This window comes from Azospirillum sp. RU38E (assembly GCF_900188385.1).
Classification (GTDB): domain Bacteria; phylum Pseudomonadota; class Alphaproteobacteria; order Azospirillales; family Azospirillaceae; genus Niveispirillum.
This window is the reverse complement of the sequence record NZ_FZOI01000013.1, coordinates 53,194-73,558: the sequence shown is the minus strand read 5'-3', so window position 1 is coordinate 73,558 and position 20,365 is coordinate 53,194. Positions and strand designations below refer to the sequence as shown.

The 20,365-nt window shown below is 64.5% G+C and carries 15 protein-coding genes and 1 pseudogene; 8 read left to right on the top strand and 8 right to left on the bottom strand.

The annotated features are described in order from the left end of the window. Positions 1-49: 49 nt before the first annotated feature. The gene (locus tag CHB97_RS18675; protein WP_143271018.1) at positions 50-1,027 is read left to right on the top strand and encodes a glycosyltransferase family 4 protein; all 978 of its coding nucleotides are present in this window, start codon (positions 50-52) and stop codon (positions 1,025-1,027) included. Positions 1,028-1,279: 252 nt separating this feature from the next. On the opposite strand, the gene CHB97_RS18670 is transcribed toward CHB97_RS18675, so the two are convergent. The 4 genes from CHB97_RS18670 to CHB97_RS18655 form a co-directional block, all read right to left on the bottom strand. Continuing rightward, positions 1,280-2,806: a hypothetical protein gene (locus CHB97_RS18670; RefSeq protein WP_089289523.1), complete on the bottom strand. Its 1,527-nt coding sequence runs from the start codon at positions 2,804-2,806 to the stop codon at positions 1,280-1,282. After that, on the bottom strand, positions 2,806-3,564 hold the full coding sequence (locus CHB97_RS18665; protein WP_089289522.1) for an ABC transporter ATP-binding protein: 759 nt from the start codon (positions 3,562-3,564) through the stop codon (positions 2,806-2,808). Before CHB97_RS18665 ends, CHB97_RS18670 begins: the two co-directional genes overlap by 1 nt. 162 nt (positions 3,565-3,726) lie before the next feature. Beyond that, positions 3,727-4,206 carry a peptidylprolyl isomerase gene (locus CHB97_RS18660; RefSeq protein WP_089289521.1) on the bottom strand — a complete coding sequence of 160 codons (480 nt, stop codon included), beginning with the start codon at positions 4,204-4,206 and terminating at the stop codon, positions 3,727-3,729. Between the two features lie 94 nt (positions 4,207-4,300). Continuing rightward, positions 4,301-4,918, bottom strand: coding sequence for a peptidylprolyl isomerase (locus CHB97_RS18655; RefSeq protein WP_244559607.1), 618 nt, complete (start codon positions 4,916-4,918; stop codon positions 4,301-4,303). Between the two features lie 81 nt (positions 4,919-4,999). Here CHB97_RS18655 and CHB97_RS18650 point away from each other — a divergent pair, with 81 nt between their 5' ends. After that, positions 5,000-7,141: a hypothetical protein gene (locus CHB97_RS18650; RefSeq protein WP_143271015.1), complete on the top strand. Its 2,142-nt coding sequence runs from the start codon at positions 5,000-5,002 to the stop codon at positions 7,139-7,141. A gap of 4 nt (positions 7,142-7,145) precedes the next feature. Here CHB97_RS18650 and CHB97_RS18645 read toward each other — a convergent pair whose 3' ends face one another. After that, the gene (locus tag CHB97_RS18645; RefSeq protein WP_089289519.1) at positions 7,146-7,871 is read right to left on the bottom strand and encodes a hypothetical protein; all 726 of its coding nucleotides are present in this window, start codon (positions 7,869-7,871) and stop codon (positions 7,146-7,148) included. Between the two features lie 229 nt (positions 7,872-8,100). Here CHB97_RS18645 and CHB97_RS18640 point away from each other — a divergent pair, with 229 nt between their 5' ends. Together CHB97_RS18640 and CHB97_RS26990 are read left to right on the top strand one after the other, a co-directional pair. After that, positions 8,101-11,394 (top strand): tetratricopeptide repeat protein, encoded by a 3,294-nt coding sequence (locus CHB97_RS18640; RefSeq protein ID WP_089289518.1) that lies wholly within the window; start codon positions 8,101-8,103, stop codon positions 11,392-11,394. A 97-nt stretch (positions 11,395-11,491) separates the two neighbouring features. Continuing rightward, the gene (locus CHB97_RS26990) at positions 11,492-11,626 is read left to right on the top strand and encodes a hypothetical protein (RefSeq protein WP_256387132.1); all 135 of its coding nucleotides are present in this window, start codon (positions 11,492-11,494) and stop codon (positions 11,624-11,626) included. On the opposite strand, the gene CHB97_RS18635 is transcribed toward CHB97_RS26990, so the two are convergent. Together CHB97_RS18635 and CHB97_RS18630 are read right to left on the bottom strand one after the other, a co-directional pair. After that, positions 11,620-12,081 carry a hypothetical protein gene (locus CHB97_RS18635; RefSeq protein WP_089289517.1) on the bottom strand — a complete coding sequence of 154 codons (462 nt, stop codon included), beginning with the start codon at positions 12,079-12,081 and terminating at the stop codon, positions 11,620-11,622. The two genes, CHB97_RS26990 and CHB97_RS18635, sit on opposite strands and share 7 nt — an antisense overlap. 18 nt (positions 12,082-12,099) lie before the next feature. Then, the gene (locus CHB97_RS18630; RefSeq protein ID WP_089289516.1) at positions 12,100-12,663 is read right to left on the bottom strand and encodes an isochorismatase family protein; all 564 of its coding nucleotides are present in this window, start codon (positions 12,661-12,663) and stop codon (positions 12,100-12,102) included. Positions 12,664-12,793: 130 nt separating this feature from the next. Between CHB97_RS18630 and CHB97_RS18625 the strand changes: the two genes are divergently transcribed. The 4 genes and pseudogenes from CHB97_RS18625 to CHB97_RS27105 all read left to right on the top strand — a co-directional run. Beyond that, positions 12,794-13,039 (top strand): hypothetical protein, encoded by a 246-nt coding sequence (locus CHB97_RS18625; protein ID WP_089289515.1) that lies wholly within the window; start codon positions 12,794-12,796, stop codon positions 13,037-13,039. Positions 13,040-13,275: 236 nt separating this feature from the next. Next, complete coding sequence (locus CHB97_RS18620; RefSeq protein ID WP_089289514.1) at positions 13,276-15,891, top strand: TonB-dependent receptor; 2,616 nt, start codon at positions 13,276-13,278, stop codon at positions 15,889-15,891. A 179-nt stretch (positions 15,892-16,070) separates the two neighbouring features. Further along, complete coding sequence (locus CHB97_RS18615) at positions 16,071-16,847, top strand: DeoR/GlpR family DNA-binding transcription regulator (RefSeq protein ID WP_089289513.1); 777 nt, start codon at positions 16,071-16,073, stop codon at positions 16,845-16,847. A gap of 30 nt (positions 16,848-16,877) precedes the next feature. Next, positions 16,878-17,654 (top strand): annotated as a pseudogene (locus tag CHB97_RS27105) (MFS transporter); the annotation flags it as partial. A 225-nt stretch (positions 17,655-17,879) separates the two neighbouring features. Here the strand turns inward: CHB97_RS27105 and glgX are convergent. Continuing rightward, the gene (glgX, locus tag CHB97_RS18610; protein WP_089289512.1) at positions 17,880-20,135 is read right to left on the bottom strand and encodes a glycogen debranching protein GlgX; all 2,256 of its coding nucleotides are present in this window, start codon (positions 20,133-20,135) and stop codon (positions 17,880-17,882) included. Positions 20,136-20,365: the final 230 nt, after the last annotated feature.

Sequence of the window (20,365 nt, the reverse complement as noted above, 5' to 3'; positions counted from 1 at the left end):
TGCGATAGCTCTTGTTCTGCAGATCGCCGCGTCTGCGCTGATCTGCCTGATGGCGCCCCGGATCGGAACCCTGCTGGGGGTGATGGACAAGCCTGATACGTACCGCAAACTGCATCGTGGTGCCGTTCCGCTGATCGGCGGTCTGGCCATCCTGCTGCCGGCGGCGCTGATTGGCGTTGTCCTTTCCGTCATGACCGGTGAGGTCTCCCACTGGGTCATCGTACCTACGGCCACCGTCCTGTTCATCATGGGTATGATGGATGACCGGGAGCATTTGCCCCCGGCGATCCGCCTCTCTGTTTCGCTGGTCATGTTCTCCCTGGCGGTGATCCTGTCCCCGCATCTGGCGATCGAGACCTTGAATTTCGGTGAGGGAACGCTGGTTACGATGGCGCCGGTTGTCGGTGCCGTGCTGACCATCGTCAGTCTGGTGGGCTTCCAATACGCCTTCAACATGAGCGATGGCGCCAATGGTGTGGCCAGTGGCGCCGCCATGATCTGGGCCTTGTTCTTCTTCTTCACCGGAACCGGGGTCTTGGCGTGGATTGCGCTGCTGTTGTTCTTCGGTGGTCTGGTGTTCCTGTGCTTCAACATGCGGGGCCGTATTTTCCTGGGTGACAGCGGGGCTTATGGCATCTCCGCCGTGATCGGCTTGCTGGGTTTGGCCATTGTCGCCCAGCCGGATAGTGCCCTGACCAACATGCAGCTGGTGGGGCTTTTCCTGCTGCCTGTGCTGGATTGCCTGCGCCTCATTATCTCGCGCACCCGTTCCGGTCGCGCGCCGTTTTCCGCTGACCGGGAACATCTGCACCATTATCTGCTGCGCTGGCTGGTGTCGCCGGTGCGCACGGCTGTCGTCTATTGGCTGATGGTGGGCGTACCCAATTTGCTGGGCATACTGGTCGGTGGCCCGGCCGGTTTCATGGTCACTTTGGCCCTTACCTTGATGCTGTATCGTGCAGTGATCGCTCGGACCGCATTGGTGCAGGCACCGACCCCGGCTGCCGTCAGCGGCGAGGCTCGCTGAAACCATTGTCAGCGGCCGCTTATCAGCGGTTTGCTTGATCCTATTGCCAAATAAAAGGCCGGGGCGTTGAAGCCCCGGCCTTTTATTTTACGGCCCTTGCCGGCTATCCCAGATGGGTAAGGCGCTATACCAACGGTCATCATTCATGACCGTTGTACAGCGGCGACGGCCGCCGCGCCGCTTGGTAGCGGCGTAGCCAAGCCAGCGGAGGCTGGCGCCGGCGATTGAGGGGCACGAAAGCGTGACCTTCGGTCATGTTTTCGTGCCGCTGGTATGGGTCAGCAAGGCGGCGGCGGCCAGCCCGATGGCCAGCAGCAGCGTCGGGATGATCCAGAGCGGGTTACCCCAGACAGCAAGGCTGGCCACGCCATAGAGGGCGAAGGCCAGCAACAGCTCCGCCACCAGGATGAAATAATTGCCCTGATAGCGCTTCTGGAACGCCTTACGACCCCCCTCCACCGGGGCTTGGCGCATATCCAGCAGCAGGAACAGCAGGATGGCCAGAACCCCGGTCAGCCAGATGCCGACCGCCGCCATGCCATAGGCTGGCAGCAGGTAAAGGCTGACAGCGCTGAGAATGACCAGGGAGGGCAGGCCGGCTGCCAGAAGCTGATCCCCCAGCAGCCGCATCCGGGGCACCGGCGCGGTGCCCAGCAGATCCGGTGCATCCTCCGCCACCACGGCCAGCCAGACCATGGCCCCGGCAAGCAGGCCCAGGCTGGGGGGAACAATCAGCCATCCCATGTATAACGGCGCGTTCCCCATGGTGGTGATGGTCTTGCCATGCAGGGAAAAGCCCATGGGGACGATCATCAACGCGATGGACAGCACCTGGGTCAGCAAGGCCGGGTCACGCCAGATCAGCCGCCATTCCTTCAACATGACGGACAAGGTGCGGCCGCGCACCCGCAACCCCATCGGACGGTTTTTCTGGCGGCTTGGGCTGGCGTCGGTGGCCCCGGTGCTGGCGGCCAGCCGCAGGAAGGCCGGGCCGCTGAACCAGCAGATGGCGGTGAAACCACCGATGCCGACCAGCAGCAGGATGGCCAGGGGCCCTGGCTCCCCCGCCATGGCGGCGCCCAGCCAGCGCACAGCCAGCGCAATCGGCGTATCGGCCAGCTTCAACGCTGTCTCCATGCCAGCGCGGGTACGCTCTCCGCTGCCTCCCCCCTTCATGTTCATCAGCTGCCAGGACAGAGCCCCGCCGATACCGACAATGCCTGCGGTCACCTGGGCCACCGTTCGGGCCCGTCTTGGCCCCAGCACCCGCACCAGACCCAGCAGCACCAGGAAGGAAAAGGACAGGGTGATCAGGCTGAGGGTGGGCAGGGTCAGATAGCCCACCAGCCATCGCCAGGAGACAATAAGCGCCCCGCCATTGATGAAGGGAGCGGTAAAGATCAGAACCCCGGCCGAGAGCGCGATCAAGGTTCCCATCAATCGCACCGGCAGAATGACGCGCGGCGACAGGGGAGAGGAGAGCAGCAGATCGTAATCCCCCCGCGTATAGAGCCCGTTCACCAGCAATTGCAGGGCGATGGCGATATTCATCGCCATCGTGAACAGGCCGGTGCCCCCCAGCATCAGATGCAGCACGGGGGCTGGCAGGTCCATCTTGGCGAAGCCAAAGGCGGACATGATGCCAACCCCATGCAGCATCAGCAGCAGTACGATGGAGCCGGCGATCATCCAGGGGCCATTCCGCTTGGTACGGAACGACAGGCGCAGTTCGTGGCGCAGCAGCCAGGGAAGGGAACCAGGGCGCAAGGCGGGCAGCATCAGGCGGCCCCCCGCGTGGCGACCAGATCCAGGAACACCTCTTCCAGCGTGCCACCGCTGCGGCCGGCCTGCTGGCGCAGGGCGTCCAGGGTGCCTTCCGCCACCAGCTGCCCATGCTGGATGATGCCGATACGGTCCACCAGCCGTTCCGCCACCTCCATGATATGGGTGGTCAGGATGATGGTGCAGCCTGCCCGCGCCCGTTCCAGCAACAGGTCTTTCACCTGCCGGGCGATGGCGGCATCCAGCCCGGTCAAGGGCTCGTCCAGGATCAACAGGCGCGGATCATGGATCAGCGCGCCGGCCAGGGCGGCCTTCTGCTTCATGCCGCGGGAAAAGCCTTCACAGCGCTCATCCCGGTGGTCCCACAGTTCCAGCCGGGTCAGCAGCCTTTCCGCCTCATCCCGGGCGCGACCGGCGTCAATGCCCCAGAGTCCGGCGACGAATTCCAGATATTCCAGCGGGGTCAGCTTGTCATACAGCATCGGCTCGTCCGGCAGCCAGGCGATCAGGCGCTTGGCCTCCACCCCCCGGCTCTGCGTATCGACGCCAAAGACCGAAATGCTGCCGGCATCCGGGCGCAGCAGCCCGACCACCATTTTCAGGGTCGTTGTTTTGCCGGCGCCGTTGGGGCCCAGCAGCCCGTAAAATTCCCCCGGCTGGATGGAAAGGTCGATGCCCTTCACCGCCTCCTTTGCGCCATATGATTTGCGCAAGGCGCGGATTTCCAGGGCAGGGCTTGCGGAATGATCAGGCATGACTGCAACCCATGTGGTGTATCAGGCCACAGGATGTTAGCCAAACCACTCCGCTGACGCAGCATAATTAACCAAGCCGCATCCATCCGCCGTGCGGGCAAAATAAAACCGCCGCCGGGCAGGCCGGCGGCGGTTCTGTGCGATCAAACCGTCTGTGTAGGATCAGGCGGCTTCGGCGTCGGCCGCGACCTGCAGCTTGATGATCTGGTCGGGGTCCTTCACCTCGCCATTGCGGCCCTGGCCGCGCTTGATGGCGTCCACATGCTCCATCCCCTCGGTCACCTGGCCCCAGACGGTGTACTGGCCGTCCAGGAAGCGGGCATCGGCGAAGCAGATGAAGAACTGGCTGTCGGCGCTGTTCGGGCTGGCGGCGCGGGCCATCGAGCAGGTGCCGCGCACATGCGGCTGGCGGCTGAATTCCTGCGGCAGGTTCTGGCCCGAACCGCCGGTGCCATCACCGCGCGGGCAGCCGCCCTGCGCCATGAAGCCTTCGATGACGCGATGGAATTTCAGCCCATCATAGAAGCCTTCGCGCGCCAGCTCCTTGATGCGGGCGACATGCTTCGGCGCCAGGTCGGGACGCAGCTCAATGGTGACGCGGCCGCCGGCCAGATCGAGATACAGGGTGTTTTCCAAATCCATCGTGTCGGTTCCTTGGTCGGTGTTTTATGGGCCGGCGCGCACCATAGCGATATGGGGACCGGATGAAAACCGGCGCTTTATGCGTTGCCGCCGTCTATTTCCTCTGGGGCTGCGGGTTGGCCGCTGCCGGCGGCCCCTCCCCATCCGCCGCGATCCAGGCGCGGATGATGCGGTCGGGGTCGGTCACGCGGCCATCTTTTTTCATATCGCCGGTCTTGAGCTTGTCCACCAGCTCCATCCCCTGGGTCACCTTGCCCCAGACGGTATATTTGCGGTCCAGCTGCGGTTCTGCCCGCATCAGGATGAAGAACTGGCTGTCGGCGCTGTCCTTGTGCATCCCGCGCGCCATGGAGACGGTGCCGCGTTCATGCGGCAGGTCCGATGGCTCCAGCATCAGATATCGACCGGTGCCGCCGGCCCCATTGCCACGCGGGTCGCCCGTCTGGACCATAAAGCCCTTCAACACCCGGTGAAAGGCCAGCCCATCATAAAAGCCGCGTCGCACCAGCTGGCGGATGCGGGCGACATGCAGCGGTGCCACATCCGGCCGCATACTGATGGTGATGCGGCCGCTGGCCAGTTGCAGATACAGAATATCCTCCGGCTTGGCCTTATAGGCGGGGGCCGCCCCCGCTGGCAGGGCCAGCACCAGGGCCAGCGGCAGCAACAGCAGCAGGCGGCGCAGCATCGCCATGGTTTCTCCCCGATCCATGTTTTTTCCTGGCCCGACGATAACGGCCACGGCCTTGCAAGGGAACCCTTGGCGTTTATCGATGCTGGGTGGATTTTACCTATGCGGGCGATCCGGCAAAGGGTGATGGGGCGGATGGTGCGGCAATATCGGCTTTGGCTGGCGGCGGGGCTGGCCCTTTCGGGCCTGATACTCTTCCTGGTGGGGCGGCAGATGCTGCCGGGGCTGGTGGAACGCGCCCTGACCCAGGCGCTCTGGGCGGAGGGGCTGACCGGCGCCCAGGTGACCTTGACGGAACTGGGCGATGATCAGGCCAGCGGCACCCTGTTGCTGGATACGCGCTGCGCCCCGGCCTGCCATGCCCGCTTCACCGTGGGCTACAGCCTGCCCGGCCTGTGGGGCCGGCGGCTGGATGCGCTGCTGATCAGCGACCTGTCGCTGGCCGGCTGGTCGCCGCCGCCCTTGCCGCCGGCGGGGGCGGGGCGCTGGCAATGGCCCAGCATTCAGCTGCGGGATATTCCCCTGCCGCTGCCGGACAACCCCCTGCTGCCAGCTTCGGCGCAGGTGATGCAGGCCAGCCTGACCCCGCTGCCGGCAGGCGGCTGGCAGGCCGACGGCCAGGGGCAGCTTTTGGGCGGTGGGGCCGTGCTGGCCCATCTGGCGCTGCAGGGCAGCCTGCTGCCGGGGCAGCCGCCCGAAATGGCGGTCACGGCCAGCCCGGCCGGCGCTGGCCCGCAGGCCAGCGGGACCATGCGAATCCGCTTGCCCGCCGGCGCGCCGGCGGTGGGGGAAGGGCATGTGCAGCTGGAGAAGCTGGCGCTCTGGGGTCTCTCCCCCCTGCGGCTGGAGATTTCGGCCAGGTCGGACAAGGATGGGGCGCTGGCCTTGCAGGGGCTGCTGACCTTGCCGGACGCGGCCGGCCCCCTGCAGGCGGGCCGGCTCAGCCTATCCCTGTCGGGCACCCCGACCCGGCTGGAAGGGCAGGTGAGTGCGGAGGGGATCGGCATCCAAGACGGCCCCCGCGATAATCGCGCCAGCCTGCCCCTGTTACTGCGCCGGGGCGCACAGGGCTGGCAGGTGGAAAGCCCGGCCGGCGGCGCGCTGTTCCTGCCCGCGCTGGGCGTGGCGGCCCATGGCCTGACCCTGACCGTCCCGGCGGCGGAGGGTGCCTTGATTCTCTCGGCCGATAGCCTGCATCTGGGCGGGCCAGCCCCGCTGCTGGTGCCGCTGCGCCCGGTGCTGCGTCTGGATCGCGGGCAGCCGGGACAGTGGACGGCCAGCCTGTCGGCGACCGACCTTGCCGGGCAGCCGCTGGTACGGGGGGAGGCGGCGTGGCAGCCGGGGGGCGAGGCCCGGCTGATGCTGGAAATCCCGCCCCAGAATCTGGGGCCGGCGGGCCGGTCCCTGGATGCTCTTTCCCCCTGGCTCGCCCGCTGGCTGACGGCGGCGCGGGGGCGTGTCGGGTTGCGCCTGACCTATGCCCAGGACGCCGCCGGTTCCACCAGTGCCGCCCATCTGTTGCTGGATCAGGCGGGATTTTCCTGGAATGGCGGGCAGGTGGAGGGGCTGTCCGGCGTGCTGTGGTTTGATACGCTGTCACCGCTGGCCATGCCAGCGCAGACTTTGTGGCTGGGCCGGCTACGCGCGGCCGGCATGGTGCTGGATGGCGGGGCGCTGTCGGTGGAACTGCCGGGGGATGGTCAGCTGTTGGTCGGGCCGGCCCTGGTCAACTGGTCCGGCCTTGCCCTGCAGCTGGCGCCCAGCCGTTTCGCCCTGGGCAAGGCGCCGTTCCCCCTGGCCCTGGCCCTGACCCTGCCCGACAGTGCGGCCGGCCCGGTGCTGGCGGCGCTGGGCATGGCGCCGCTGTCGGCGGAAGGGGTGATCGCTGGTCGCATTGATCTGCCGCTGGATGGCAAATCCTTACCGCTTGGGGGCTTCCAGGCGGTGGGGCCGGGGCAGATCATCTGGCAGGGGGCGGAGACCGTCCCGCCCTTCCTTGACCCGCAGCAGACCGACAGCCCGGCCCTGGTGGCGGCGGCCTTGCGCCATTACCAATTTCGCCAATTGCGGCTGAGCCCGGGGGCGGATGCCCCGGTGCTGCGGCTGGACGGTGGCAACCCGGACCTTTATGGCGGCTATGCCATGGGGTTGAGCCTGCATCTGCGCCCGCCGGCAGATGCAGGCCCGCCCGCCCGTCCCCCGGCGCTGGACGCGGCCGTGGCGGCCTATCTGCGCGGTGGCTGACGGATCAGGGGAAGCGGCAGACTTCGCCGGTGACCTCCACAAAGGAACGGGCGCCAGCGCTGACGGTCAGCTTCACTTCCTTGTCCGAGGCGATCAGCGAGTGCTGCAGGGGCAGCACGCCGGAAATTTCCTGTGCCGGGGCATCGCCATTGCTGATGCGCAGGGTGACCGGCTTGGCCGGATCGTACCAGGCTTCCGGGCTGCCGCCGGCATTGCGGGCGGGCACGCCTTCGCCGGTCACCACCAGGCTGCCATCGGCGAAAGCAACACTGGTATTGGCGCCGCGATAAATCGGCGTGGGCAGCACGAAGCGCTTGGTTTCCGGCCGGGCGCAGGACCGCGGGTTGCTGGCCTGTTCCAGAAGAAAGGCGATACGTTCCGGCTTCACCCCTTCGGCCAGCTTGCGCGACAGCAACTCCGACAGTCGCGCCAGCTCCCCGCTGGGCACTTCGCGCTGCAGGCGGATTTCCAGCTCCTTGGTCTTCACCTCCAGCGACTGGGCGATCTGCTGCAACTGCCCGGCGCGCCGTTCGGCCTTGTCCTTGGCGGCGGTGGCATTGGCCAGCTCTTCCTGCATGGAGCCCTGGCGCGATTTCAGCTGCTCGACGCCCACCAGATAGGAGAAGCCGGCCACCCCGCCCAGGACCAGCAGCCACAGCCCAAGCTTGATAATCCGGGCCCAGAAGCGGCGGCGATAGCGCCGATGATGGTCATAAAGGCCGTAGCTCATGTCGTCGCCACAATCCGGCTGGGGTGAAACGATAAGGGGTGAACCCGCACGGGAACCTAATCAGCCGCTTGGCGAATTACAAGCGGGGTGCGGGGGGCACCAGGATTGTTAAGGCAGTTTCTAGAAAGGTTGTTTGATCGGATACGGTTTGTCTATTTTAGTGTGACCAAGCCCATAATTTCCCTTATTATTGCAATGCTTTCATCCTGTTTCCGATGGTTTTCCAAAGATGTCAGTTGCATGGACCGGTTCATTGTGGCGTCGCGCTGGTGGTTCCACTACCGGCCTTTTGTTGCTTTTGCTTGGCTTTCTGATCAGCGTCACCGCCTCGGCGGCTGAACTGGCAGAGCCGGCCCGTGGGCCGGTGCCGTCCTGGGTGGTGCCGCAGAAACTGCCGCCCCTGCCCAAGGATGCGGGTGAAAGGCCGGTCACCATCCTGTTGATGGATCAGCAGACGCGGGTTCAGCCCGACAGAACATTTCATTACACCGAAGTCGCCCTTCATATCGGGACAGCCCAGGGTCTGGGGGCCGGCACCGCTGCGATGCAGTGGTTGCCGGAGATTCAGAAGGCGACGGCCCACAAAATCACCATTCTTCGCAATGAAAAGCCCATCGACATATTGGCTGGTGGTCAGCGCTTCAATGTGTCGAAGCGCGAAACCAATATGGAGGCCGCCGTACTGGATGGGGTTCTGACCGCCAGCCTGTTCCCGGAGGGGCTGCAGGTGGGGGATACGCTGATCTTTGCCTTCAGCACCGAAGAAGAGGATCCGTTGCTGCCCGGTCGAATGGAGTTTATGGGGCCGGTATGGCTCGGCCTGTCGGTGGAACGCGGACATCTGCGGGTCTCATGGCCGGCAGATCAGAGGATCAGTATGGGTATGCCGCTTGGCCTGCCATGGGCGAAGGCGGTGACGCGCGAAGGAATGACCAGCATCGAACTGACCATGGAAAAGACGGAGCCGCTTCCGTCCACAGACATGGCGCCGGCACGCTTTCTCTTCAAACCACAGTTCCAGTTTGGTACTTTTACCTCCTGGCAGGAAATCGCCAAGAAGCTGGCTCCGCTTTATCAGCAAGCATCCCAATTGCCGCCCGACAGTGACCTTTGGGCAGAAATCAACCGGATCAAGGCGGCATCAAACGATCCGGTCAAGCGCACGGAGGCGGCGCTGGCCCTGGTGCAGCAGCAAATCCGCTACGTCGCCCTGGTGATGGGGACCGGGCGGGTGCTGCCGGCGGATGCACAGCTGACCTGGAGCCGGCGCTTCGGCGATTGCAAGGGCAAGACTGCCCTGCTGTTGGCTCTGTTGCGTGAATTGGGTGTGACGGCTGAACCGGTGGTGGTCCAGACCCGCATGGGGGACGGTCTGGACCAACGGATCCCGATGCTCAGCTGGTTCGATCATGTGCTGGTGCGGGCAACGATTGCGGGGAAGAGCTATTGGCTGGATGGTACCCGCCCGGCGGACACCAGCCTGGCATTGCTGCGGACCCCGGATTTCCGCTGGGGGCTGCCGTTGGTGGCAGATGGCTCACCGGGCCTGATGGCCATTGAAGCATCGCCCCTGACCGTGCCGGATGAGGAACTGTCACTGACGTTGGACATGTCGGCCGGGCTGCGGGCGCCGGCCAAGCTGAGCGGCGAAAAGCTGCTGCGGGGCGACCGTGCCTTTCTGTTCAATCTGATGCTGACCAGTGCTGCCTCCAATGCCCGTGAACAGATGTTGCGCAGCTATTGGGGCGATATTTTGCGTACGGCGGAATTCAAGGAACTGACTTTCCGCTTCGACCCTGCCGCCGGTGAACTTCTTCTGAAGGCTGAGGGGACTGCGACGTTCAAATGGCCTGAGGACCGTTTCCGGCTGACGGGTTTGGCTTCCCCCCTGGATACTGACCCGGAACGGGAGCAGGGGGACAAAGAAGCGCCCGTCACCATTCCTTATCCAACCTATGTGCTGACACGACAGAAGGTGCTGCTGCCGGCACAGGTCGGCGCATTCCGGTTGGAAAATGGCGAGGAGGTGAATGAAACCTTCGGCGGCCATGCCTTCACCCGCAAGGCGATGCTGGACGGAAATGTCGTGTCGGCGGAGGCAAGTTATCGCTCCCTGGTGCGGGAGATTCCCATTGAGGAGGCTGTTGCCGGAGCAAAACGGCGCAAATCACTGAATGACAAGAAGCCCCAGATCGTTTCGCCGGAATTCTATTGGGTGACTCCGGAAGATAAGAAAGCGCTGACCACGCGGGAGGAAAAAACGGTGCCGGCCCTGTTTGGCCGGGCTGTCGCCCTCCAGTCTGAGGGCAAGTGGCAAGAAGCACTTGCTGTGCTGGATGAGGTTATCGCTCTTAACCCGAATGTAGCCGCGGCCAAAGCCTTGCGGGCGTCCGTGCGAATGCAGATGCCGAATGCGGACTATCCAGCCATTCAGCAGGAACTGGATAAGGCCTCTCAGCAACACCCCGATGATCCCCTGCTGCTGCGGATACAAAGTGATCTGTTCTGTTCTCAGAACCGCTTTTCTGAGTGTCTGGCGATTCTCAACCGTCTGATCGAAAAGCGTGTCAATCAACCTGATCTGCTGGCCGCACGGTCCCGTGCCTACGAAAAGATCGGTGACTCGTTTCATGCTTTGGAGGATTTTGAGAATGCCCGGAAATCTATGCCCTTCACGAAGGACGACCGGCTGCGCTTGATCGCCCTGTACGAGCGGACGGGCCAATATGATGTTATGGCACGGGAGATTGAGGCGTTGATCCAGGAGGGGCCTGGCGATGCCGAGGTTCTGCGATTACAGGGTAATTTCTATGCCCAGCAGGGGCGGTGGGAGGAGGCTGATCGTGCCTATACCACCTCGCTCGCCCGGGAAAAATCGTCGGGCACCTATCTTGCCCGCGCGGTGCGGCGGGCCCCGGACGATCTGACCGGCCGCCGCGCTGATCTGGAGGCCGGGCTTGCCGTTGCGCCGGATGAGCCCAACCTGCTTTATGGCATGGCCCGGCTGCTGGCTGACAGCAAGGATACGACCGGGGCTTTGGCGATTCTTGACCGGCTGGTCGAAAAGCATCCAGATAATGCCGCGATCCGCGCCCGTCGCGGCGTCATTCGGGCACAGTCTGGCGATCGTGACGGGGCGGATAAGGATTTCATTGCTGCCCGCATGGCGGCGAAGCTTCCTGTGACCTTTGTGGCGCTTTGCGAGATGAAGGCGAAGGCCGGGGTCGCGTTGGAAAGTGCGGTGGCGGATTGTGATCGGGCGCTGGCCGTTTTTGCGGAACAGCCCGAAGCACTGGCGGCCCAGGCACTGATTCTGCTGCGACTGGATCGGCTGGACGAGGCGCTGGCCGGCTATGATCATGCCCTGCGTCTTAAACCCAATTTCAGCGATGCTCTGTGGGGCCGGGCCATCATCTGGGCCCGCAAGGGCGATAAGGCCAAATCCGCTGCCGATCAGGCGGCGGCCAGGAAATGGAGCACCCATATCGAAGCAGAGTTTACCCGCGCCGGGCTCACCCTGTAGTCATGGGGACTGGGTGCCGCCGGTCGCCACCATTGCGCCCGGCGGCCACACCGGCTAATTTCGCCGCCGGCCCTCCCTGTTCAGGAATGCATTGATCATGAGCTTCGCCGTCATCGGTATTTTCGTCGCCGCCAGCGTGCTGGCCGGCATCTGCATTGCCGCCATCAAGGCACCGGAAGGCGATGGCGATCATGGTCACGGCCATGGCCACCATGGGCATGGCCATCACTGAGATGATGCTGACGGGCCGGGGGGCTGATCCGCCGGCCCGATCCTGACGATACGCCAGAAGGTCAGCCCGGCCGCCGCGCCGATCAGGGCGATGAGTGCCAGGGGTATCGTCCCGGCCAGACTGCCCATATCGGGAAACCCTGCAAAGGGCAGCGGCACAAGGAACCCGCCCACCGCCGCGCAGTGGCGACGGGTGAGCGGAACCCGCCGGATCAACAGCGCGAAGATGATTGCACCCAGCATCAGCGTCAGCGGGATGGAAAGCCCGGCGGTAAAGGCATAGAGACGCAGCAGTGCCAGCGCCTTGTCGGGCTCCCACAACCCGCCTTGCCCGGTAAACATGTCAAAAGACTCGTAGAACCCCACGACCGGGAACATCGCCGCGGCGGATACCGCCCCGGCGGCGAGGAGGCCTGGAAATATCCGGGAGCGCCGATAGCTGTTTTCCGTGATCATGGCGAAACTCCCCGCTGGTCACTTCACCAGCCGCAGCAATTCCTTGAATTCCGGCCGGTCATAGCGTTCCAGCCATTCGAACAGCACCATTTCCGCCGTTACCAGTTCAACCCGGTGATGGCGCAGCCGGTCCAGTGCGGCCGCCTTGTCGGACGGGTGGCGGGAGCCGATGGCATCCACCACCACCGCCACCTTCAAACCCAAGCCCGTCAGGCCCAGGGCCGTCTGCAGCACGCAGATATGCGCCTCTGTGCCGCAAAGCAGCACGGTTCCCCCGCCAGCCGCCCAGGCCAGGAAATCGCCCTGGTTGCTGGCGGCAAAATGCACCTTGCCGAAACGCAGCGGCACCAGGGTGGCCAGCCGGGCGGTGGTGGGGCCGATGCCGGCCGGGTTCTGTTCCGTGGCGGCGAGCGGGATGCCCAGCCGATGGGCGGCGCGGGCCAGCAATTCGCACCGTGCCACCACCTGTTCCGCCCCATCAATGGCGGCCAGCAGCCGGTCCTGCATATCAATGATGACCAGCCGGCTGTTGCCGGTCAGCACCAGCGGGGTGGGGGCAGAGCGGTCGGCGGGGGCGGGCATGGGCATGATCCCTTGCTGCAAGGCCGCCATGCGGCGGCAGGGACGGCGCTGTGAGCCGTGTCACTGAGGGGCCGGGCACCCTGGGTTAGGGTTTCAGCAACCTCACCCCATCTTAACAGGAACCAGGGCCATGCGCCGCTTGTCATTGGCGGGCACGGGATTGCTGCTGCTTCTCGGCGCCTGCACCACCACTCCCAACAGTCTCACCGCCGCCCCGCTGCAGGTGGCGGAAGAACATCCCGGTTTTGCCGGCTGTGCCGCCGCTGTGCAGGCTTCATATCCCGGCGTCCAGGCGGTCGATGCCCGTGTTACCGCCCTGCAGCAGTGCCTGGCCCGCAATCCCGGCGCTGGCCAGCTGGCCATGCGGTTGAGCTGAGAAGCGGATTTCCCCTGCGGAAATGGATATTGACAGGGTTGGGAATGGCGGAAAACCAAGCATATAAAGGTATGCTGGTTGGGCAAGTTTCAAACGTTTGCACGGCTGCGACGCATTGAAATAAATCTGAAATTTGTCTGCGCAGATACTGTCACGATTGGGGCTTATAAGCCGCCTTGTCCCGGCGGCCCCTGTGGCTGTGGGGCTATTGCCAATCCGACCCCACAGGTTGACCGATGCACCGGACTTTCCTGCTGCGCAGCGCTTCCGCGCTGGCACTCTGCCTTGCCTGCGTCCCGGCCATGACGGCCTTCGCCGATGTCGCCCCCGCGACGGAGGAGATGGAAGAAATCGTCGTCACCGGCACCTATAGCCGCAGCCTGCAGGCCGCCCGCGACGTGAAGCGCAATGCTGACAAGGTGGTGGATTCGGTCTCCTCCGAAGATATCGGCAAGTTCCCCAACCAGAATGTGGCCGAGGCGCTGCAGCTGGTGACCGGCATCACCATGACCCGCAGCCGCAGCGAAGGTCTGGATATCGCCGTGCGTGGTCTGGCCTCCAACTTCCAGACCACGCAGCTGAACGGCCGTTCCATCGCCGTGAACGAGAATGTGGAAAATGGCGGCGTCAATGGCCGTCAGTTCCGCTTCGACGTGCTGCCGCCGGAACTGGTTTCCCGCATCGATGTGGTGAAGTCCCCCACGGCCGACATGAATGAAGGCGCCATCGGTGGCAATATCGATGTGCGCACCGTGCGCCCGTTCGATCTGGGCACCACGGTCAGCGGCACGGTGCAGGGCAGCTATTCCGACCTGCGGGAAAAGACTGATCCGTCGGCTTCCGGCATCGTCTCCTGGGTCAATGACGACAAGAGCCTGGGCCTGCTGCTGGCCGGCTCCTACATGAAGCGTTCCGTCCGCCAGGACCGCGAATACAGCACCGGCTTTGAGATCAAGAAGGGCTGGTCCTCCCTGTTCGGCGGCGATACCTGGACGCCGACCCGCATCCGCCCGACCATCGAGCAGGAAGACCGCAAGCGCTACACCGTGGCCGGCGCCCTGCAGTGGCAGCCGGATGCGCGCTGGGAAACCAATGTCGATCTGCTGTTCTCCCGTCTGCGTAACGACTATGACGAATACGGCATCGATATTTACCCCGGCGACAGCGCGGCCAAGCCGCGCCCCGGCAGCTTCACCATCAAGGACGGCACCCTGGTGAAGGGTACCTTCGATAACGTCTTCACCATGGCCTCACGGGAGACTTCGGGCCAGCGTCATGACCTGTACGTGGCGGGCCTGAACCAGAAATTTACCAGCGGTGACGGCTGGATCGTCGATATGGATGTCTCCTATTCCAAGGCGCATTCGATCAGCGAAGACCCGATCTCCCGCACCCGGTTGCAGACCTATCTGCCACTGACCATGGATTTCACCCGTGGTTACAAGAATGCCTATGATCTGATCACCAGCACCGATCTGAACAACCCGGCCTCCTATGTCGGCCGCCGGCTGGAATATCGGATGCAGGACAGCAACGATACCGATTGGGGCGGGCGTCTGGATGTGACGCGCGAACTGAATATGGGGCCGCTGGCCAGCATCCAGGCCGGTGCCGAATATCGCAAGCGGGAGCGTGACTATTTCCGCCGCGACATCACCAGCAACACCGGCGTTGCCAATGTGCCCGGTGCCAGCTTCTCCAGCGACCTGTTCGACAGTTTCCCCTATAGCGACTTCCTGTCCGACTATAGCGGCAATTTCCCGCGCACCTGGCTGGTGCCGGACGGCAAGGCCTTCTTCGCCAAATATTGGAACAAGGCGCTGGAAAGCACCCCCCTGACGGCGGCCGACAAGGCCAACAGCTTCAATGTGCAGGAAGAAATCTGGGGCGGGTACGCCCGCTTGAATATGGAGACGGAGCTGGGTTCCATCCCCGTCAGCGCCAATCTGGGCGGCCGTCTGGTCAATACCCAGCAGATCTCTGCCGGCCATGCCAGCAATGGCACCACCGCCACCCCGGTGCGGTATGAGAAGGACTATACCAAGTTCCTGCCCAGCCTGAACGTCAAGGCCGACCTGACCGACGATCTGGTGGGCCGGTTCAGCGTGGCCCGCGTGCTGACCCGCCCCAACCTGGGCGATATCGCCCCGCGCCTGACCATTTCCAACGATGCCCCCACCGGCAGCGGTGGCAACCCCAACCTGAACCCCTATCTGGCCACCCAGTATGATGCCACGCTGGAATGGTACTTCGCCAAGGATGCGGCGCTGACCGGCGGCGTCTTCTTCAAGAAGCTGGACAGCTATATCACCGCCCGCAACACCCAGATCGATGTGCCGGGCCGCGGCGATATCCGCGTCACCACCTTGACCAATGGCGGTGATGCCGAAGTGCGCGGGTTTGAACTGGCCTATCAGCAGGTGATGAGCTTCCTGCCGGCCCCGTTCGACGGGCTGGGCGTGCAGGCCAATTACACCCATGCCGATGTGAAGACCGAATTCGTCACCGGTACCCGCACCGTGCGTGACCTGCTGCCGGGCCTGTCCAAGGACAGCTATAATTTGGTCGGCTTCTATGAACTGGGGCCGTTCGGTGCCCGTGCCAGCTATTCCTGGCGCAGCGCCTATATGAGCGGGTTCGGCAACGAGGTCAGCTCCGACACCAATGTCGATGATTTTGGCACCCTGGATGCCAGCCTCTCCTATGCCGTCACCGAGAATATCACGCTGACGCTGGAAGGCACCAACCTGACCGGGGCCGCCATCTATAATTACGGCAATGACAAGAACCAGCCGCGCGAAATCTACTATTACGGCCGTCGCTATACGGCGGGCGTGCGGGCGAAGTTCTGATCCGGCGTACCGGCGGGCCGCATCTGCTGCGGCCCGCCCTTCATATCAAAGCCGGCCGGTTCGTCACCGGTCGGCTTTTTCGCGGGCAGGGTTTGCACGTTTGTGCATGTTTGTCCTTGCTGCTGGCCGCGATTTCAACGATAGTCCGCCCTGACAACGATTGCGATGCGTCCCTTGCCATGGCCAACCTGCCCATCCTGCCAGAAGAACGGCACCGCCTGATCCGTCAGCGCCTGGAGGCGCAGGGGCGGGTGCTGGCGGTCGATCTGGCGCGTGACCTCAATATCTCCGAAGATACGATCCGGCGTGATCTGCGGGAACTGGCGGCGCTGGGCCATTGCCAGCGGGTTTATGGCGGGGCGCTGCGCCTGTCGCCGGCATCGGGCGACCTGCAGACGCGCCAGCGCCAGAACCCGGAGGGCAAGGCCCTGGTGGCGCGCCGGGCGGTGGGGCTGGTGCAGCCGGGACAGGTGCTGTTCCTGGATGCCGGCAGCACCAACCGCGCCATTGCCGAGGCCTTGCCCGATCATGCCGATTTGACCGTGATTACCAACGCCCCGGATATCGCGCTGGCCCTGGCCGGCCGTCCGGGCTTTACGGTGATCCAGGTGGGTGGCGTGCTGAACCCGTCTGTTGGGGGCACGCTGGGCGCGCGCGCTGTGCGGGAGGTGGCGGATTATGCGGCCGACCTCTGTTTCGTGGGCGTCTGTGCCGTCTCCGCCGAAGCGGGTTTGCGCTGTTTTTCCCTGGAAGATGCCGAATTCAAACGCGCCGTCATTGCCGCCAGCCGCGCCGTGGCGGTGGCGGTGACGGCGGAGAAGGTGGGAACGGCCGCTTCTTTCCATGTCGCCGATCTGGCCACCATCGATCATCTGATCGTCGGGGGGGAGGTGCCGGATGCGGCACTGGCCCCGCTGCTGGATGCCGGCCTTGCCATTCTTCAGGCTGCGGCCTGAGCCCCGACCTGCTTTGTCTTCAGGACTATCATGACTGCGCTTTCTTCCCCGGTTCCCGCCCCTTCCGCCGCGCAATTCGCCACGCGGCTGGTTTTTCTGGTCGCCGGCTTTGGCACGGCGACATGGGCGCCGCTGGTGCCATTCGTCAAATCACGCATCGGCATGGAGGCGGGCACGCTGGGGCTGGTGCTGCTGGCGCTGGGCGGCGGCTCGATCCTGATGATGCCGCTGGCGGGGCAGTTGGCGGCCCGGTTTGGCTGCCGCGCCACCATCATGGTTTCCGGCCTGATCGCCACGGCGATCCTGCCCCTGCTGGCCGTCGCCCCCGATCTCTGGTGGCTGGTGCCGGGCCTGTTCCTGTTTGGGGCCAGCATCGGTACCATGGATGTGGCCATCAATGTGCAGGCCATCATTGTGGAGCGGGATAGCGGCCGGCCGATGATGTCGGGCTTCCATGCCCTGTTCAGCCTGGGCGGCATTGTCGGGGCCGCCGGGATGGCGGCCATCCTGGGCCTGGGCGCCTCCCCGTTGGTGGCCACGCTGACCATGCTGGTGGCGATGGTTGTGCTGCTGTTCCTGTCACAGGGGGGGCTGCTGCCCTATGGCAGCAAGTCGGACGGTCCGGCCTTTGCCCTGCCGCGCGGCATCGTGCTGCTGCTGGGGATCCTCTGCTTCATCAGCTTTCTGGCCGAAGGCGCCATGCTGGATTGGAGTGCGGTGTTCCTGACCGGCACGCATCAGGTGCCGGCGGCCTATGCCGGCCTGGGCTATGCCGCCTTTGCCGGGGCCATGACGGTGGGGCGTTTCCTGGGGGACCGGATCGTGCATCGGTTTGGCCCTGTCACCGTGCTGTCGGCGGGTGGTTTCATCGCCGGGTTGGGCTTCATCGCTGCCACCCTGGCCCCGGTCTGGGAACTGGTGCTGGCCGGCTATGCGCTGGTGGGGATTGGTGCGTCCAACATCGTGCCGATCCTGTTCACCAGCGCCGGCCGCCAACGCGCCATGCCGGAAAGCCTGGCCTTGCCAGCCGTGTCAACCCTTGGCTATGCGGGCATCCTGGCCGGCCCAGCCGCCATCGGCTTTGTCGCCCATCTCAGCAGCCTGTCCATCGCCTTCCTGCTGCTGGCTGTCGGCTTGATCGGCGTCGGTGTGGGCGGGCGCTGGTTGCGCCGGCTGTAAACCCAGCAGCAACAGGGAACGGGCGGCCAGCGGGTGGGCCTCACCCGCTGGCAACACGCCATCCGTTTCCGCCGCCGTGTCCAGCAGCACCTGCCAAAGCGCGCCACCCGTCACCGTGGGCAGGGTGAAGGACACCGCCTCGTGGTGCGCGTTCAGCAATAATAATAGCGTGGCATCGCTGCCCGGCCGGCGGATGCCGGTGGGCTGGGCCCGGCCATCCAGCAACATGCCCAGGCAGCGGGCATGGGGATCGTGCCAGTTCTCCGGCACCATCTCCGCCGCCGCCGGGGTCAGCCAGGTGACATCCTTCACATCCAGATCGGGATGCTGCTGCCCGGTCAGGAAGCGGCCCCGCCGCAGGATCGGGTAATGTTGGCGCAGCGCGATGCAATGCCGCACGAAATCCCGCAACGCCTCGCCCGCCGCATCCACGCCGGCCCAGTCCAGCCAGGTCGTCTCATTATCCTGGCAATAGGCATTGTTGTTGCCCTGCTGGCTGTGCCCGAACTCATCGCCCGCCAGGATCATCGGCGTGCCTTGGGAAAAGATCAGCGTGGCCAGGAGGTTGCGCTTCTGCCGTTCGCGCAGGGAGAGGATTTCCGGGTCGTCGGTCGGCCCCTCCGCCCCATGGTTCCAGGAGAGGTTATGCGAATGGCCGTCGCGTCCCTCCTCCCCATTGGCATCATTATGCTTGTCGTTATAGGAAACGAGGTCGTTCAGGGTGAAGCCATCATGGGCGGTGATGAAATTGACCGAGGCATGGGGCCGCCGGCCCCGCCGGTTGAAGACGGAGCCGCTGGCCGTCAGCCGGTCGGCCAGTTCGGGCAACTGGCCCTCGTCCCCCTTCCAATAGGCGCGCACCGTGTCGCGGAACTTGTCGTTCCATTCCGCCCAGCCGGGTGGAAAGCCACCGACCTGATAGCCGCCGGGACCGCAATCCCACGGCTCTGCGATCAGCTTCACGCGGGACAGCACCGGGTCTTGCCGGCAACTGTCCAGAAAGCCGCCGCCTTCATCAAAACCATAGGGCTCCCGCCCCAGGATGGTGGCCAGATCGAAGCGGAAGCCATCGACATGCATTTCCTCCACCCAATAGCGCAGACTGTCCGTCACCATCTGCAGCACGCGCGGGTGGGACAGGTTCAGCGTGTTTCCGGTGCCGGTTTCGTTGATGTAATAGCGCTGTTGGTCCGGGATCAGCCGGTAATAGCTGGCATTGTCGATGCCCTTGAAGCTCAGCGTCGGGCCTAATTCGTTGCCTTCCGCAGTGTGGTTGTAAACCACGTCCAGGATCACCTCCAGCCCGGCATCATGCAGCTGGGCCACCATATGCTTGAACTCGCTGATCCCCCCGCCGCTGGTGGAATAGCCGGGTTCGGGCGCAAAGAATCCCAGCGAATTATAGCCCCAGTAATTGCGCAGGCCCTTGTCCAGCAGGGGCTGATCCTGGGCGAAGGCGTGGATGGGCATCAGTTCCACGCTGGTGACGCCAAGTGCCTTCAGATAATCCACCACCTCTTTCACCGCCAGCCCGGCATAGGTGCCGCGCAGGGCGGGGGGCACCGCGGGGTGGCGCATGGTCATGCCCTTTACATGCGCTTCGTAAAAGATCGTGCGGTCCCAGGCGATGCGGGGGCGCCGGTCACGGCCCCAGGTGAAGGCGGGGTCGATCACCCGGCATTTCGGCATATGGGGGGCGCTGTCCCGCCGGTCGAAGCTGAGGTCCAGTGCGGAATGCCCCATGCGATAGCCGAAATGCGAAGGGTGCCAGTCAATCCGCCCCACCAGCCCCTTGGCATAGGGGTCCAGCACCAGCTTGTGCGGGTTGAAACGGTGGCCTTGCTCCGGCGCAAAGGGGCCGTGCACGCGATAGGCATAGACGGCACCCGGCCGGGCATCGGGCAGATAGCCGTGCCACACCTCGTCCGTGTATTCCGGCAGGGTGATCCGCTCCAGCTCCCGCTTGCCGCTGCTATCGAACAGGCAGAGTTCCACCTTGGTGGCATGGGCGGAAAACAGGGCGAAATTCACCCCCAACCCATCCCAGGTTGCCCCCAAGGGGTAAGGAAGCCCTTCGGTGACGCGCGACGACGGTTTTACAATGGCCATGGCGGCAGGCTCCGGGTCGGGTTGTCTGGCTGCCTGCCAACAACCCGGCGCGGGGGTGGGATGTTCCACCCCCGCGTTCCCCGGCCCAGTCTGAATTGATACCAACCCGCCTAAAGGTTGGCCTTTAGGCGGGTTGGAGGCCGGCGACCGCTGGCTTAGCACCCCCATGGGCGCGTAAGCCAAGCTGCCGGATGGCAGCGCCCGGCACCTGAGGGAACGCAAAATCTCCC

Excerpts from the sequence above, each read along its gene's own strand:
- CHB97_RS18645 (WP_089289519.1), bottom strand. The coding sequence starts at position 7,871 with ATGAGCTACGGCCTTTATGACCATCATCGGCGCTATCGCCGCCGCTTC.
- CHB97_RS18650 (WP_143271015.1), top strand. The coding sequence starts at position 5,000 with ATGCGGGCGATCCGGCAAAGGGTGATGGGGCGGATGGTGCGGCAATAT.
- CHB97_RS18655 (WP_244559607.1), bottom strand. The coding sequence starts at position 4,918 with ATGGATCGGGGAGAAACCATGGCGATGCTGCGCCGCCTGCTGCTGTTG.
- CHB97_RS18670 (WP_089289523.1), bottom strand. The coding sequence starts at position 2,806 with ATGCTGCCCGCCTTGCGCCCTGGTTCCCTTCCCTGGCTGCTGCGCCAC.
- CHB97_RS18675 (WP_143271018.1), top strand. The coding sequence starts at position 50 with ATGGCGCCCCGGATCGGAACCCTGCTGGGGGTGATGGACAAGCCTGAT.
- CHB97_RS18615 (WP_089289513.1), top strand. The coding sequence starts at position 16,071 with ATGGCCAACCTGCCCATCCTGCCAGAAGAACGGCACCGCCTGATCCGT.
- CHB97_RS26990 (WP_256387132.1), top strand. The coding sequence starts at position 11,492 with ATGAGCTTCGCCGTCATCGGTATTTTCGTCGCCGCCAGCGTGCTGGCC.
- CHB97_RS18620 (WP_089289514.1), top strand. The coding sequence starts at position 13,276 with ATGCACCGGACTTTCCTGCTGCGCAGCGCTTCCGCGCTGGCACTCTGC.
- CHB97_RS18630 (WP_089289516.1), bottom strand. The coding sequence starts at position 12,663 with ATGCCCGCCCCCGCCGACCGCTCTGCCCCCACCCCGCTGGTGCTGACC.
- CHB97_RS18640 (WP_089289518.1), top strand. The coding sequence starts at position 8,101 with ATGTCAGTTGCATGGACCGGTTCATTGTGGCGTCGCGCTGGTGGTTCC.
- CHB97_RS18660 (WP_089289521.1), bottom strand. The coding sequence starts at position 4,206 with ATGGATTTGGAAAACACCCTGTATCTCGATCTGGCCGGCGGCCGCGTC.
- CHB97_RS18625 (WP_089289515.1), top strand. The coding sequence starts at position 12,794 with ATGCGCCGCTTGTCATTGGCGGGCACGGGATTGCTGCTGCTTCTCGGC.
- CHB97_RS18665 (WP_089289522.1), bottom strand. The coding sequence starts at position 3,564 with ATGCCTGATCATTCCGCAAGCCCTGCCCTGGAAATCCGCGCCTTGCGC.
- CHB97_RS18635 (WP_089289517.1), bottom strand. The coding sequence starts at position 12,081 with ATGATCACGGAAAACAGCTATCGGCGCTCCCGGATATTTCCAGGCCTC.
- glgX (WP_089289512.1), bottom strand. The coding sequence starts at position 20,135 with ATGGCCATTGTAAAACCGTCGTCGCGCGTCACCGAAGGGCTTCCTTAC.